The sequence below is a fragment of the Ensifer sp. D2-11 genome (assembly GCF_054161295.1).
Genome location: NZ_CP096433.1, coordinates 2,245,283 through 2,259,448 on the forward strand (window position 1 = coordinate 2,245,283; position 14,166 = coordinate 2,259,448).

At 63.2% G+C, this 14,166-nt stretch carries 13 protein-coding genes and 1 tRNA gene; 9 read left to right on the forward strand and 5 right to left on the reverse strand.

Annotated elements, in window-relative coordinates; genetic code table 11:
• Positions 1 to 111 precede the first annotated feature (111 nt).
• The 3 genes from betC to betA all read left to right on the forward strand — a co-directional run bounded on the left by betC (position 112) and on the right by betA (position 4,975).
• Positions 112 to 1,650 (forward strand): choline-sulfatase, encoded by a 1,539-nt coding sequence (betC, locus tag M1D34_RS10890; protein WP_498779014.1) that lies wholly within the window; start codon positions 112 to 114, stop codon positions 1,648 to 1,650.
• Position 1,651: 1 nt separating this feature from the next.
• Positions 1,652 to 3,115, forward strand: a complete 1,464-nt coding sequence (gene betB, locus M1D34_RS10895; protein WP_498779016.1) for a betaine-aldehyde dehydrogenase — start codon at positions 1,652 to 1,654, stop codon at positions 3,113 to 3,115.
• A 210-nt stretch (positions 3,116 to 3,325) separates the two neighbouring features.
• Positions 3,326 to 4,975 (forward strand): choline dehydrogenase, encoded by a 1,650-nt coding sequence (gene betA, locus M1D34_RS10900; RefSeq protein ID WP_498779018.1) that lies wholly within the window; start codon positions 3,326 to 3,328, stop codon positions 4,973 to 4,975.
• Between the two features lies 1 nt (position 4,976).
• On the opposite strand, the gene M1D34_RS10905 is transcribed toward betA, so the two are convergent.
• Together M1D34_RS10905 and M1D34_RS10910 are read right to left on the reverse strand one after the other, a co-directional pair.
• Positions 4,977 to 5,456 (reverse strand): DUF6644 family protein, encoded by a 480-nt coding sequence (locus tag M1D34_RS10905; protein WP_498779020.1) that lies wholly within the window; start codon positions 5,454 to 5,456, stop codon positions 4,977 to 4,979.
• On the reverse strand, positions 5,456 to 5,842 hold the full coding sequence (locus tag M1D34_RS10910; protein WP_003536268.1) for a DUF6152 family protein: 387 nt from the start codon (positions 5,840 to 5,842) through the stop codon (positions 5,456 to 5,458). Before M1D34_RS10910 ends, M1D34_RS10905 begins: the two co-directional genes overlap by 1 nt.
• Before the next feature lie 279 nt (positions 5,843 to 6,121).
• Between M1D34_RS10910 and M1D34_RS10915 the strand changes: the two genes are divergently transcribed.
• The 5 genes from M1D34_RS10915 to M1D34_RS10935 all read left to right on the forward strand — a co-directional run bounded on the left by M1D34_RS10915 (position 6,122) and on the right by M1D34_RS10935 (position 10,223).
• Positions 6,122 to 6,919 carry a phosphoadenylyl-sulfate reductase gene (locus M1D34_RS10915; protein ID WP_010968938.1) on the forward strand — a complete coding sequence of 266 codons (798 nt, stop codon included), beginning with the start codon at positions 6,122 to 6,124 and terminating at the stop codon, positions 6,917 to 6,919.
• A 47-nt stretch (positions 6,920 to 6,966) separates the two neighbouring features.
• Positions 6,967 to 7,920, forward strand: a complete 954-nt coding sequence (gene cysD / locus M1D34_RS10920) for a sulfate adenylyltransferase subunit CysD (protein ID WP_003536273.1) — start codon at positions 6,967 to 6,969, stop codon at positions 7,918 to 7,920.
• A complete protein-coding gene (gene cysN, locus M1D34_RS10925; protein WP_498779023.1) occupies positions 7,920 to 9,416 on the forward strand; it encodes a sulfate adenylyltransferase subunit CysN in 1,497 nt (498 codons plus the stop codon). Before cysD ends, cysN begins: the two co-directional genes overlap by 1 nt.
• Before the next feature lie 189 nt (positions 9,417 to 9,605).
• A complete protein-coding gene (locus M1D34_RS10930) occupies positions 9,606 to 9,857 on the forward strand; it encodes a type II toxin-antitoxin system RelE family toxin (protein WP_153314725.1) in 252 nt (83 codons plus the stop codon).
• 9 nt (positions 9,858 to 9,866) lie between these two features.
• Positions 9,867 to 10,223 (forward strand): helix-turn-helix transcriptional regulator, encoded by a 357-nt coding sequence (locus M1D34_RS10935; protein WP_010968936.1) that lies wholly within the window; start codon positions 9,867 to 9,869, stop codon positions 10,221 to 10,223.
• Positions 10,224 to 10,228: 5 nt separating this feature from the next.
• On the opposite strand, the gene M1D34_RS10940 is transcribed toward M1D34_RS10935, so the two are convergent.
• Positions 10,229 to 10,372, reverse strand: a complete 144-nt coding sequence (locus M1D34_RS10940) for a hypothetical protein (protein WP_318867015.1) — start codon at positions 10,370 to 10,372, stop codon at positions 10,229 to 10,231.
• A gap of 240 nt (positions 10,373 to 10,612) precedes the next feature.
• Positions 10,613 to 10,689: transfer RNA gene (locus tag M1D34_RS10945), tRNA-Pro, on the reverse strand.
• 280 nt (positions 10,690 to 10,969) lie between these two features.
• On the opposite strand from M1D34_RS10945, the gene M1D34_RS10950 reads away from it, so the two are divergent.
• Positions 10,970 to 11,383, forward strand: coding sequence for a hypothetical protein (locus M1D34_RS10950; RefSeq protein WP_003536285.1), 414 nt, complete (start codon positions 10,970 to 10,972; stop codon positions 11,381 to 11,383).
• Between the two features lie 83 nt (positions 11,384 to 11,466).
• Here the strand turns inward: M1D34_RS10950 and M1D34_RS10955 are convergent, their stop codons facing one another.
• Positions 11,467 to 14,082: a mechanosensitive ion channel family protein gene (locus tag M1D34_RS10955; RefSeq protein ID WP_027993733.1), complete on the reverse strand. Its 2,616-nt coding sequence runs from the start codon at positions 14,080 to 14,082 to the stop codon at positions 11,467 to 11,469.
• Between the last annotated feature and the right edge of the window lie 84 nt (positions 14,083 to 14,166).

Sequence of the window (14,166 nt, forward strand, 5' to 3'; positions counted from 1 at the left end):
TGTCCCTTCTCCCCGCCGGCGGGGAGAAGGTGGCGGCAGCCGGATGAGGGGCAACCTCCAACCTGAACCAAGCAAGGCGAGCAAGAATTCGAACCATCGAGGAACCGACCAGTGACCACCGGTAAGCCCAACATTCTGATCATCATGGTGGACCAGTTGAACGGAAAGCTCTTTCCGGACGGGCCTGCAGACTTCCTGCATGCGCCCAACCTGAAGGCGCTGGCCAAGCGGTCGGCGCGTTTCCGCAACAACTACACCTCGTCGCCCCTGTGTGCCCCTGCCCGCGCATCCTTCATGGCCGGGCAATTGCCGAGCCGCACCCGGGTCTACGACAATGCTGCCGAATACCAGTCGTCGATCCCGACCTATGCACATCATCTGCGCCGGGCCGGCTACTACACCGCGCTTTCCGGCAAGATGCATTTCGTCGGGCCGGACCAGTTGCACGGCTTCGAGGAGCGGCTGACGACCGACATCTATCCCGCCGATTTCGGCTGGACGCCGGATTACCGCAAGCCGGGCGAGCGGATCGACTGGTGGTATCACAATCTCGGCTCCGTCACCGGCGCCGGGGTCGCCGAAATCACCAACCAGATGGAATATGACGACGAGGTGGCCTTCCTCGCAAACCAGAAGCTCTACCAGCTTTCGCGGGAAAACGACGACGAGAGCCGGCGTCCCTGGTGCCTCACCGTCTCCTTCACCCACCCGCACGACCCCTATGTCGCGCGGCGGAAATTCTGGGATCTCTACGAGGGTTGCGAGCACCTCACGCCCGAGGTCGGCGCCATCCCCCTCGACAAGCAGGACCCGCATTCGCAACGCATCATGCTCTCCTGCGACTACCGGAATTTCGACGTGACCGAGGAGAATGTCCGCCGCTCGCGCCGCGCCTATTTCGCCAATATCTCCTATCTCGACGAGAAGGTGGGCGAGCTGATCGACACGCTCACGCGGACGCGGATGCTCGACGATACGCTCATCCTCTTCTGTTCCGACCACGGCGACATGCTCGGCGAGCGCGGCCTCTGGTTCAAGATGAACTTCTTCGAAGGCTCGGCGCGCGTGCCGCTGATGCTTGCCGGCCCGGGTATCGCACCCGGCCTGCATCTGACGCCGACCTCCAATCTCGACGTGACGCCGACGCTTGCGGACCTCGCCGGCATTTCGCTCGAGGAAGTGAAGCCCTGGACCGATGGCGTCAGCCTCGTGCCGATGGTCAACGGCGTCGAACGCACGGAGCCGGTGCTGATGGAATACGCGGCCGAGGCCTCCTATGCGCCGCTGGTCTCCATCCGCGAGGGCAAGTGGAAATATGTCTACTGCGCGCTCGATCCGGAGCAGCTCTTCGATCTCGAGGCAGATCCGCTGGAGCTTACGAACCTCGCGGAGAATCCGCGCGGGCCCGTCGATCAGGCGACGCTCACGGCATTCCGCGACATGCGCGCGGCGCATTGGGACATGGAAGCCTTCGACGCTGCCGTGCGTGAGAGCCAGGCACGGCGCTGGGTGGTCTACGAAGCGCTTCGCAACGGCGCCTACTACCCCTGGGACCACCAGCCGCTGCAAAAGGCATCGGAGCGCTACATGCGCAACCACATGAACCTCGACACTCTCGAGGAATCCAAACGCTATCCGCGAGGAGAATGAGATGAGAGCCCAACCGAAAGCCTCGCACTTCATCGACGGCGAATATGTCGAGGACGCCGCCGGCACGGTGATCGAGAGCATCTATCCGGCGACCGGCGAAGTCATCGCCCGGCTCCATGCCGCAACGCCTGGGATCGTCGAGAAGGCGATCGCCGCGGCCAAGCGCGCGCAGCCGGAATGGGCGGCGATGAGCCCGACGGCGCGCGGCCGCATCCTGAAGCGGGCCGCCGAGATCATGCGCCAGCGCAACCGCGAGCTTTCCGAACTCGAAACGCTCGACACCGGCAAGCCGATCCAGGAAACCATCGTCGCCGACCCGACGTCCGGCGCCGACAGTTTCGAATTCTTCGGCGGCGTCGCGCCCGCCGCACTCAACGGCGATTATATCCCGCTCGGCGGCGACTTCGCCTATACGAAGCGGGTGCCGCTCGGCGTCTGCGTCGGCATCGGCGCCTGGAACTATCCGCAGCAGATCGCCTGCTGGAAGGGTGCGCCTGCGCTCGTCGCCGGCAATGCGATGGTGTTCAAGCCTTCGGAAAACACCCCGCTCGGCGCACTTAAGATCGCCGAAATCCTTATCGAAGCGGGTCTGCCGAAGGGCCTGTTCAACGTCATCCAGGGCGACCGCGCGACGGGCCCGCTCCTCGTCAACCATCCGGACGTCGCCAAGGTGTCGCTCACCGGCTCCGTGCCGACGGGCAAAAAAGTCGCGGGCGCCGCCGCGGCCGAACTCAAGCACGTCACCATGGAGCTCGGCGGCAAGTCGCCGCTGATCGTCTTCGACGATGCCGATCTCGAAAGCGCGATCGGCGGCGCCATGCTCGGCAATTTCTATTCGACCGGCCAGGTCTGCTCCAACGGCACGCGCGTCTTCGTGCAAAGGAAGATCAAGGAGCCTTTCCTCGCCCGCCTCAAGGAACGCACCGAAGCCATCGTCATCGGCGACCCCCTGGACGAGGCGACGCAGCTCGGTCCGATGATCTCGGCGGCGCAACGCGACAAGGTCTTCTCCTATATCGGGAAGGGCAAGGCGGAAGGCGCCCGCCTCGTCACCGGCGGCGGCATTCCCAATAATGTGAGCGGCGAAGGCACCTATATCCAGCCGACCGTCTTCGCCGACGTCACCGACGGGATGACGATCGCGCGCGAAGAAATCTTCGGACCGGTCATGTGCGTGCTCGACTTCGACGACGAGGTGGAAGTCATCGCACGCGCCAACGCCACCGAATTCGGCCTTTCGGCCGGCGTCTTCACCGCGGACCTCACCCGCGCCCACCGGGTCGCCGACCGGCTCGAAGCCGGCACGCTCTGGATCAACACCTACAATCTCTGCCCGGTAGAGATCCCCTTTGGCGGGTCCAAGCAATCGGGTTTCGGGCGGGAGAATTCGGTCGCGGCGCTCAACCACTATACCGAGCTCAAGACCGTCTATGTCGGCATGGGGCCGGTCGAGGCGCCGTATTGAAAGTTGGCGCTTGCCCCTCTCCTCGGGTTTAACCCGAGGATTAACCCTCTCGCCGCTCGCGGGGAGAGGGGACCGGAGGCGGTGAGCTTCCGCGCCGGCGGCAGAGGGACTGCGCGGGCGCCGCGTGTCCTTCTCCCCGCGAGCGGGGAGAAGGTTGCGGCAGCCGGATGAGGGGCATGCCGAGTGCATCCAAAAAAGAAAGCAGCGAGAATGCAGGCAGATTTCGTCATCATCGGTTCCGGCTCGGCGGGCTCGGCGCTCGCCTATCGCCTGTCGGAAGACGGCAGGAATTCGGTCATCGTGCTCGAGTTCGGCGGTTCGGATGTCGGTCCGTTCATCCAGATGCCGGCAGCGCTTGCCTGGCCGATGAGCATGAACCGCTATAATTGGGGCTATCTCTCCGAACCCGAGCCGAACCTCAACAACCGGCGCATCACCGCGCCGCGCGGCAAGGTGATCGGCGGCTCCTCCTCGATCAACGGCATGGTCTATGTCCGCGGCCACTCGGAAGACTTCAACCGCTGGGAGGAACTCGGTGCGCAGGGCTGGGCCTATGCGGACGTGCTGCCCTATTACAAGCGGATGGAGCATTCGCATGGCGGCGAAGAGGGCTGGCGCGGTACCGACGGGCCGCTGCACGTCCAGCGCGGCCCAGTCAAGAATCCCCTGTTTCACGCCTTCATCGAAGCGGGAAAAGAGGCCGGCTTCGAAGTCACCGAGGATTATAACGGCTCGAAGCAGGAGGGCTTCGGGCTGATGGAGCAGACGACATGGCGGGGCCGCCGCTGGTCGGCCGCTTCCGCCTATCTGAGGCCGGCGCTCAAACGTCCGAATGTCGAGCTCATCCGTTGCTTCGCCCGCAAGATCGTCATCGAGAACGGCCGGGCGACGGGCGTGGAGATCGAGCGGGGCGGACGGATCGAGGTGGTGAAGGCCAATCGCGAAGTGATCGTCTCCGCCTCTTCGTTCAATTCGCCGAAGCTGCTGATGCTGTCCGGCATCGGCCCGGCTGCGCACCTCAGGGAGATGGGAATTGACGTGAAGGTCGACCGGCCCGGCGTCGGCCAGAACCTGCAGGACCACATGGAATTCTATTTCCAGCAGGTGAGCACGAAGCCGGTTTCACTCTATTCCTGGCTGCCATGGTTCTGGCAGGGCGTCGCCGGTGCGCAATGGCTCTTCTTCAAAAGAGGCCTCGGCATTTCCAACCAGTTCGAGTCCTGCGCCTTCCTGCGCTCCGCACCCGGCGTGAAGCAGCCGGACATCCAATACCACTTCCTGCCGGTGGCGATCAGCTATGACGGCAAGGCGGCGGCGAAGTCGCACGGCTTCCAGGTGCATGTCGGCTACAACCTGTCGAAGTCGCGCGGCAACGTCTCGCTCCGCTCCTCCGACCCGAAGGCCGACCCGGTGATCCGCTTCAACTATATGAGCCATCCGGAGGACTGGGAGAAGTTCCGCCATTGCGTGCGGCTCACGCGCGAGATTTTCGGGCAGAAGGCTTTCGACCTCTATCGCGGCCCCGAAATCCAGCCCGGCGAAAAGGTGCAGACGGACGAGGAGATCGACGGGTTCCTGCGCGAGCATCTCGAAAGCGCCTATCATCCCTGCGGCACATGCAAGATGGGTGCGAAGGACGACCCGATGGCCGTGGTCGATCCCGAAACTCGGGTTATCGGCGTCGACGGGCTTCGTGTCGCCGACTCCTCGATCTTCCCGCACATCACCTATGGCAACCTGAACGCCCCCTCGATCATGACCGGCGAGAAGTCCGCCGATCATATCCTCGGCAGACAGCCGCTCGCCCGCTCGAACCAGGAGCCGTGGATCAATCCGCGCTGGGCGGTGAGCGACAGGTAACTTATTCCGAGAGGAAACCGATCCAGCGCCCGGCAAGGACCGCGCCGGTCCAGATCGACATGGAAAGCAGCGCGGAAAGGCGGACCCTCGGGGAGAGCGGCCCGCCTTTGACGGCGTCGCGCCATTGCGGGGTCAGGTGCAATATGGCCGCGTTGAGTACGCCGAGCGCGAGCAGCATCATCTTCGTCAGGAAGGCGGGGTTGGCGGCATATTCAACCGGGCGCACGCTGAAGAGACAGAAACCGGTGGCGATGGCCAACGCTACGCCGATTGCCGCCGCGCGTGAAAGATAGGGTCCGACCACTGCGACCGGCACGCTGCGGAAGAAGCCGAGCAGCCGCAGGTCGAGCGGCAGGATCGAGCCGACGATTATCCCGATCGAGAGTATGTGGGCGGCGTTCACGAAGATGTAGAGCACCGCGGAGCGCCGTATCGCCACGGCGAAGGGCAACGCCCCGATCCACGTCAGCGCCTCCTCCATCAATTCGTCCGAATGCGCTCCGGATAGATGTCATAGACCTTTCCGGCGACTGTGATCCGCACGGCCTTCATCCTCTTCTCGTTCCGGTCGAGCGAGCGGTTGCCGAGCACGACGATCGGATCGCCGGCCTTGGCTGCCCCTTCCACAAAGCCCGAACGCTCGGTGAGCCGCGGGTTGCCGAGTTCGACACGCCAGGTGCCGTCATTCCGCGTCTCGACCTGAAGGGTCGGATGCGGCGGTGCCATGGAGATCTCGCGTATCGTCCCTGAAAGCTCGACCTGATCGGCCTCCGCCCAGGACCAGCCGTGATGCGCATAGGCGCCCGTCACCAGAAGCAGGCCGAAAGCCACTCCAGCGAATATGCGGGACGGCAAGGATTTTGCCATGTCTTGTCTCCTTTCGTGGGCTCGCGGGGTCAGTCTGAAAGTGGAGCACGCGAAGCAGATGGACAGAGCATTCAACGATTGTTGAACGGCAACACCGCACGCGAAGACAGCCTGGCGGGTTTAATCGTAAGACAATAATCTACTGGATTACTAGGTTTTCTTAGAACTTTATGGATCAGAGAGATATTTGCTCTGATCCTTGAGCAATAGAAATCCGTTTTTCTGTCCATTGACACCAGCGGCTGCCATATTCCGTGCAAATTGCAACAGGATGCAGCCATGACGACGCAATCCCTCAAAGCAGAAGCGGTGGCCCTCGAAGCAGACGTGATGGCCCTCGATGCGGAGGCGAAGGCCCTCAACGACAAGCTCGAAAGTCTGGATCTCGCCGGCCGGCTGGCGCTCATTGCCGGGCTTGAAGGCCGCGCGGTCTTTACCACGTCGCTCGGCATCGAGGACCAGGTCATTACCGCCGCGATCGGCAGCAACCGTCTCGACATCGAAGTCGCGACGCTGAAGACGGGCCGCCTCTTCAACGAGACGGTGGCGCTGATCGACCAGACCGAGGAAACCTATGACATCCTCATCAAGCGCTATTATCCTGAGAAAGCCGACATCGACGCCTATGTGGCGCAATACGGCATGAACGGGTTCTACGAAAGCGTGGAAGCCCGGCATGCCTGTTGCGGCGTGCGCAAGCTGAAGCCGCTTGCGCGCGCGCTCGACGGGGCAAGCTATTGGATCACGGGCCTGCGCCGCGGGCAGTCGGGCAACCGTGCCACGACCCCTTTCGCTGAAGCCGACGTCGAGCGCGGACTCATCAAGATCAATCCGCTCGCCGACTGGGGCATCGAGACGATCCAGGCCCATGTCGCGGCAGAGGGCATTCCCGTCAACCCGCTGCATAGTCGCGGCTATCCGTCGATCGGTTGCGAGCCCTGCACCCGTGCCATCAAGCCCGGCGAGCCGGAGCGCGCCGGCCGCTGGTGGTGGGAGAACGACGAGAAGCGCGAATGCGGCCTGCATGTGCCGGAAGCGGCTTCCTCGATCATCCCCAACGCCAGCAACGCGGCCTGAGCGCCACGCGCCGCACCCGAAGACCACGATCTTCCCCGGAGTCAGCAATGCCCCATACTCTTCCGGAAACGGAACTGCACAATCCGCAGAGCACGAAACCGCCGCTCGATCCGCATCTGAAGGCGCTCGAGAACGAAGCGATTCACATCTTCCGCGAGGTCGCGGCCGAATTCGAGCGCCCGGTGATGCTCTACTCGATCGGCAAGGATTCGTCGGTCCTGCTGCATCTTGCCCGCAAGGCCTTCTATCCCGGCCGCATCCCCTTCCCGCTCCTGCATGTCGACACCGGCTGGAAGTTCCGCGAGATGATCGCATTCCGTGACGAGATGGTCGCGAAATACGATCTCGACCTCGTTGCCCACACCAATCCGCGCGGCGCAGCCGAGAACGTCACGCCGTTCACGCACGGTTCGGCGCTCTATACCGACATCATGAAGACCGAAGCGTTGCGCCAGGCGCTCGACGCTGGCCAGTACGACGCCGCATTCGGCGGCGCGCGCCGTGACGAGGAGGCAAGCCGTGCCAAGGAGCGCATCTATTCCTTCCGCACGCCGGATCATCGCTGGGATCCGCGCAACCAGCGCCCGGAACTGTGGAACGTCTATAACGGCATGATCCGCAAGGGCGAGAGCGTCCGCGCCTTCCCTCTGTCCAACTGGACCGAGGTCGACATCTGGCGCTACATCCAGGCGGAAGATATCCCGATCGTGCCGCTCTATTTCGCCAAGAAGCGCCCCGTCGTAGAGCGCGACGGCATGCTGATCCTCGCCGAGGATCCTCGTCTCGAGCTGCTTCCCGGCGAGGTCAAGCGCGAGGAAGTCATCCGCTTCCGCACGCTCGGCTGCTTCCCGCTCACGGGTGCGATCCGCTCCGAAGCCGACACGCTCGACGACATCATTGCCGAACTTGAAACCGCGACCGTCTCCGAACGTCAGGGCCGCGCGATCGACCGCGACCAGGCCGGTTCGATGGAAAAGAAGAAACGCGAAGGATATTTCTGATGACCGCACCGGCAGCAGCGAACGCAGCCCTGGACCAAACCGTCGTATCCCTCCCGGTGCAGGAGACTGCGCGGGTCGTGCGCGACACGCGCCCCCTTCGCCTCATCACCTGCGGCAGCGTCGATGACGGCAAATCGACGCTGATCGGCCGGCTGCTTTGGGACACCAAGGCGGTCAAGGAAGACCAGGCGGCAAGCCTTCAGCGCGATTCCAGCGGCAAGCAGAACGATCTCGGCCTCCCGGATTTCGCTCTCCTGCTCGACGGCCTTCAGGCCGAGCGGGAACAGGGCATCACCATCGATGTCGCCTATCGCTATTTCGCGACCGACAAGCGCTCCTTCATCGTCGCCGACACGCCCGGCCACGAGCAATATACGCGCAATATGGCGACCGGCGCTTCGACCGCCGATCTCGCCGTGCTGCTCGTCGACGCACGTGTCGGCCTTTTGGAGCAGACCCGCCGCCACGCTACGATCGCGACGCTGATGGGCATCCGCCAGTTCGTGCTCGCCGTCAACAAGATCGACCTGACGAACTACGACCGCGCCCGCTTCGATCAGATCTCGCACGAGTTCCGGGAACTGGCCCTTTCGCTCGGAGTCCGCCAGGTCACCGCAATTCCGGTCTCGGCGCTCAAGGGCGAGAACGTCGTCTATGACGGCCGCGCTTCCATGCCCTGGTATGACGGCCCGACGCTGATCGAGGTTCTGGAGCTTGCCACGACCCGCTCCGCCCAGACCGTCGGCTTCCGCCTGCCGGTGCAGCGCGTATCGCGCCCGGGAGAAAGCTTCCGCGGTTATCAGGGCACGGTCGCCGGCGGCTCGGTGAAGCCGGGGGACTCCGTCGTCATCCTGCCGTCCGGCATGGTCGCCAATGTGAGCAAGATCGTCACCTTCGATCTCGTGCGCAATGCGGCGGTTGCCGGCGACGCGATCACGCTGGTGCTCGACCGCCAGGTGGACGTTTCCCGCGGCGACGTGATCGCCTCGATCGACAGCCAGCCGATGACCGGGCTCGCCTTCGATGCGCAACTCGTGGCGCTGCAGCCGGAAGGCATCCAGCCGGGCAAGCGCTACTGGCTGAAGTCCGGCAGCCGCCGCCAGCGCGTGCAGGTGCAGCCGGTCAGTCAGCTCGAACTCAAGAGCGGCAAGTGGAACCACGCAGACGAATTGCCGATGAATGCGATCGGCAAGGTGCACCTCGCCTTCGACGAACAGGCGATCTTCGACACCTATGAGCAGAACCGCACGACCGGCGCCTTCATCCTGATCGACCCCGACACCAACAACACGGTGGCCGGCGGCATGATCACCGCCAAGCGCGCCGCGCTCGGGGGCATCCATGCCGAGGAGAGCCGTGTGATCCTGTCTCTGCCGGCCGATCTCGCCGATCAGTTCATGGCAACGGAGCTCTTTGCAAGCCGCCGCGAAGACGTGGAGGTGCGTCGTGTCACGGCCGGCAAGGCGGTCAACATCATAGACGCGATTGACGGGTGACCTGACAGAGTCATCGATGAGCAGAGGGGCCGTCAGGCCCCTTTTTGCTGCGCAGCTTTCGACAGGCCGGTCCAAAAAACGCGTGCGTTGCACCGTGCCGCCCCTGATCGTTTCGGAATTGGTACCCAGACTTATTTTCCGTAAGCTAATTTTCCATTGCCATTTGTTCTCCGTATGCTAACTTCCAGCATGAAGAAGATCGTTTACAGCAAATCGTCGGTGAAGCTGCTCCGCCGCCTCGCGGCAAATGATGCGAAGCGCATTGTATCGAAGATCGAACAGTATGCGAGCGATCCAAAGTCTCTTGGGAACAACGTCAAGCCGCTGACCGGCTCACCTTACATTCGCCTCCGTGTTGGCGATTGGCGGGTTATCATGGACGATCAAGGTGTTGTCCTCGACATCATCAAGATCGGCTCTCGCGGCAGCGTCTACGAATAGGAGTCCGTTATGCAGACCATTACCACCCCGGGTGGCGAAACCCTGGTCGTCCTTCCCATTGCTGAATATGAAGATTTGCTCGATAGGGCCGATATCGCGCAGGCCGACAAGGTGAAGGCCGATATCGCCGCTGGCCGCGACGAGCTCGTGCCGGCCGAGGTCGTCAACCGTCTTCTGGCTGGCGAGAACGCGGTCAAGGTCTGGCGCTCCCATCGCGGCATGGCCGCTCGAGAATTGGCCAAGAAGGCCAGGATCAGCGCTCCCTATCTCTCCGAAATCGAGAGCGGGAAGAAGGACGGAAGTCTTTCAACCATGAAGAAGATTGCCGAAGCTCTCTCCGTGGATCTCGACGATTTGGCGCAATAAGGCGTTCAGGCGCGCGGCTCGATCGTCGCGAGATCGATCGTTAGCGGCTGCCGATCGGCATGATTCCAAAGCTGATAGCCGACCACACTGCCGAGAATGGCTGCCCAGACGACAAATTCACGTAGAGTGAAGATAGGTTCCTTCGACATCGCTGCCTCACGGGTTTGCACTTTGAAGCATATTCGCGCCGATTGTTCACTCCGATAAGACGGAGATTCGAGAACAACCCGTTTCCCTGTGAACAATAAAAGCGTGGCAAAGGCTACGCCGGACCCGCACCGTCCGGTTGGCGGGGGCCTATCGCTTATCGCGATCAAGACCTGAGGCCGCGCGTCACCCGGCTAAGAAGCCGGACCGAACAACAACAATAATCGGGGGATTGTTTCAGCTGGTCGGAGTGGAGTGATTCGAACACTCGACCCCCACGTCCCGAACGTGGTGCGCTACCAGACTGCGCTACACTCCGTGACCAGCGGCGCCTCTATAGAACAGCATTTTTGATTTCACAAGCGCCTATCGCAAAAAAGACCGCGCTAAGGGTCAAAATAATCCGGCCGCCGGCATGCCCCGTCTCATGGGGGAATAGGGCGTTTCTGCAACGCTCTCCAATTTCCTCGGCGGCAATGCTCCGAGCCGATTTTCTTTCACGGCTTTTAGCGCTAGAGCCTCGGCGGACCGCAAGGAAAACCGGGGGATTCCGGCCCTTCCGCGCCGCAGGTTTCAGGACATATCTAAGGGACAGACACATGAATTTCCGCATGATGACGGCGGGCGCCCTCGGGCTGCTTCTTGCCGGCTGCACGACGACGACCGGGATCACGAGAAATGCGGTCGAGGCACGCTGGCTCGGCCAGCCGGCGGGGCCATTCTTCGCCCAGTTCGGCCCCCCCATTTCCGACGTCGAAGCGGGCGGCGACACCGTCTATAGCTGGAAGGGCGGTTACAAGACGCGCAAGATCGCGGCAGAATACGAAAAGACCGCCGACGGCAAACGCGGCAAGCGCATCTCGGCCCCGCGCACGGAATATCTGAGCTGCTCCGTTCAGCTCACCGTCTCCTCCGACTACGTCATCCGCGCGATCCGGATCGTCGGCGACCGCAAGCGTCCGAACGGCCCGACCTGGTGCGAGGAGTTTCTGGGCGGCGCAAAGGCGGAATAGGCAGCCCGATCCGCCCCGGATACCCCCGGCCCGCAGCCGCAAGCCAGCGGGCCAACTTCGTCATCCGGAACGGCCTTTCATACTCATTCGCCGGCGGCCTCGGCGGCACTCTTCCGGCGCTTCGCGCGCGTTTGCCCCGGCTGAGAAGATGCTGGGGCCGACGTCGCGGCTCGGCCATCGAACAGCTCGCGGACCAGCCCTTCGATGCTGGCGAGATCGCGAAGATGGATTTCGCGCTGGCCAAAGGGCATTTCGATGTTTTCCTCGCGGAAGCGCCTGGCGATTTCGAAACGCATATCGCTCGCCGCGCCCGCATCGGCGTTGATGTTGCCAACGTGGCAGAACAAGGTGAACTGCAGGGCATCGGCTCCGAAATCGGTGAACGAAACGAAAGGCTCCGGAATTTTCAAGACGCGCGGATTGTCCATGGCGATTTCCAGCAGCACCCGCCTCACCTGCTCCGGGTCCGAATCATAGGAGACCCCCACCGGAATCTTCAGGCGCGCCGAGAAGTCGCCATGCATCCAGTTGACCACCTGGCCGCTGATCAGGTCGGCATTGGGTACGATCACGGTCACATTGTCGAATGTCTGGATCTGGGTAGCCCTGACGCTGACGCGCTGGACGATCCCCATGTTCTGGCCGACTTCGATGCGGTCCCCGACCTTGAAGGGCCGTTCGGCGAGCAGGATGATCCCGCTGACGAAGTTGTTGACGATGGACTGGAGGCCGAAACCGATACCGACGGACAGCGCGCTGGCAACGATGGCGACGTTCTGAAGATTGAGACCCGCATAGGAAAAGGCCACGAGACCCGCGATCGCCGCGCCGACATAGCCGACGCCCGTATGGATCGAGGTCCTGAGGCCGGCGTCGAGGCTGGTTTGCGGCAAGAGGCGGCCGTCCAGCCACCTCTGAAAGCCGCGCGTCGCGACGATTACGATGATGAAGACGACGATCGCGCCGAGAATAGCCGAAGGCGAAAACGAGAAGCCGCCGATCTCGAAACCGAAAAAGGCGGAGGCGAAGGTGCCGACCACGTCCTCCGATTGGATGCCCCAGGGCGCAAGAAGGGCCATGATGGCAATCATGATCACGACCAGACGCGCGAAGCCCGCGAGGATCACGCCGATCTGGCTGATCGTGTTGGGCTTGAACCCGATCGCCTGCCGCATGAAGCCGCCGATCCGGGTCTGTACCGAAAAGCCGTAGGAAATCGCCTCGTCGGCAAGGCGTAGCAAGAGCACGAGGCTCATCAGGACTGCCGTCGTGAAGACGATCTGGAGCGCAGCGAAGCGGCCGAAGGCCACAAAGCCTGCGAGCGGTGCAACGACGGTCAGAGCGGCGACCGCCCAGGTCACCGGAATCAGGAGCCGCCAGGCTGAGCTCGCTCCCTGCTGGCTCTCGGCGTCGTCTTCGCGAGCGACGAATCTGAGCGCGATCATGGCGAGGATGCCGAGCGCGACGGCGCCGAGGCCTTGTGCCGCGACCGCGAAGGACAAGGGCGCATGCGTCGCCTTCAGGAAGGCATCGAGGGCAAGGCCGCCGGCGATGATCACCGCCATCGCAACGATGACCGGAATCAACTTCTCGGCCGCCGCGTCGGTGACGTCGACGAGCCGCCAGCTCGGCCGTTCGGGCGCGAGTACAGCGATGGAGAGGCCGTAGAAGAAGGACGCGAAGGTCAGCCCGAAGAACACGGGCCTCAGGACCGCCGCCAGATCTGCAGGCAGGACACCGAGAATGGACATCGCCTGATAGAGCACGAAGAAGGCGATGGCCGGGATCAGGAGATTGGCAAGCGTGATGGCTGCTGCTGCGGTCGCCCTGGCGAGCCCGGATGGGTGAAGCACCGAAGGGTCGCGGCTCGTGCGCCGGGTCAGCCAGCGCCGGCCCGGCGACAGAAGGAAGGCGGCGAAGCCTATGACGACGACGAGAACGCCTGCGGCCGAACGGCCGGTGCGCTCGATCAGGGCACCGAACCAGTGTCCGACAACGCCGGACTGGTTGGCGAGCGTCTCCGGCGTCGCGGCGGCCAGATCGAACCAGAAGGAAGGATCGGCAAGGCTTTGCGAGCGCTGCAGGATAGAGCTCGTGAAGAGGGCGCGCCGCCGTTCTCCGATAATGTCGATGTTCTGCTGTGCGCGCAGCGCGATGAAATCCGCCTGCTGCACTATGCCCTGAAGACCGGCCGCCTCCGCCTGGAGCTGCGCATGTTCGAGCTTGATCGCTTCGGCCTGACTGCGGGCGGCCTGCTCATCGGCAGGCTTCAACTGCTCGACACGTTGATTGACCGCCTGCAGTCGCGGTTGCAGCTTCGCCTTGAGCCCGGCGGCATGCATGGGAATGGTACCGAGCTGCCTGCGCAGATCGGAGAGGGTGACGTCGTCGATGCGCTCGGCCTGGAGCCCACGCTCCACGCGTTCCAGCGTCGCCCGCCAGGCATCGATGCGTGCCTGTTCCTCCGGAAAGGCTTGCGGCGGCAATGCCGGCGCAGCATCCGCCTGGCTCGCCCCCTCGGCGCCGGTTGCCGCGCCCGCTTCCGGCTGCGCTCCACTCTCCTGAGCGAGGGCGACTGATGAAAATGCCACCAGAAACGCGACGAGAAGCAAGCGAAACAATGCCCCGGCCGAAAGGTTCGGCGCCCCGAAAAGATTGCCCGCCGCGCAAGCGCGACGAAGTATTCGCATGCTCGTCATTTTCAGTCCCTGTTCCGCAACCGCTTCATGTGTTTGCCGAGCGCGATCAGGTCGAGCCCGGGAGATCGGGGGGAACAATAAGAT

What these genes read in the sequence shown, in the direction of transcription:
- betB (WP_498779016.1), top strand. Translation starts at nt 1,652, where the DNA reads ATGAGAGCCCAACCGAAAGCCTCGCACTTCATCGACGGCGAATATGTC.
- betA (WP_498779018.1), top strand. Translation starts at nt 3,326, where the DNA reads ATGCAGGCAGATTTCGTCATCATCGGTTCCGGCTCGGCGGGCTCGGCG.
- M1D34_RS10905 (WP_498779020.1), bottom strand. Translation starts at nt 5,456, where the DNA reads ATGGAGGAGGCGCTGACGTGGATCGGGGCGTTGCCCTTCGCCGTGGCG.
- M1D34_RS10910 (WP_003536268.1), bottom strand. Translation starts at nt 5,842, where the DNA reads ATGGCAAAATCCTTGCCGTCCCGCATATTCGCTGGAGTGGCTTTCGGC.
- M1D34_RS10915 (WP_010968938.1), top strand. Translation starts at nt 6,122, where the DNA reads ATGACGACGCAATCCCTCAAAGCAGAAGCGGTGGCCCTCGAAGCAGAC.
- cysD (WP_003536273.1), top strand. Translation starts at nt 6,967, where the DNA reads ATGCCCCATACTCTTCCGGAAACGGAACTGCACAATCCGCAGAGCACG.
- cysN (WP_498779023.1), top strand. Translation starts at nt 7,920, where the DNA reads ATGACCGCACCGGCAGCAGCGAACGCAGCCCTGGACCAAACCGTCGTA.
- M1D34_RS10930 (WP_153314725.1), top strand. Translation starts at nt 9,606, where the DNA reads ATGAAGAAGATCGTTTACAGCAAATCGTCGGTGAAGCTGCTCCGCCGC.
- M1D34_RS10935 (WP_010968936.1), top strand. Translation starts at nt 9,867, where the DNA reads ATGCAGACCATTACCACCCCGGGTGGCGAAACCCTGGTCGTCCTTCCC.
- M1D34_RS10940 (WP_318867015.1), bottom strand. Translation starts at nt 10,372, where the DNA reads ATGTCGAAGGAACCTATCTTCACTCTACGTGAATTTGTCGTCTGGGCA.
- M1D34_RS10950 (WP_003536285.1), top strand. Translation starts at nt 10,970, where the DNA reads ATGAATTTCCGCATGATGACGGCGGGCGCCCTCGGGCTGCTTCTTGCC.
- M1D34_RS10955 (WP_027993733.1), bottom strand. Translation starts at nt 14,082, where the DNA reads ATGACGAGCATGCGAATACTTCGTCGCGCTTGCGCGGCGGGCAATCTT.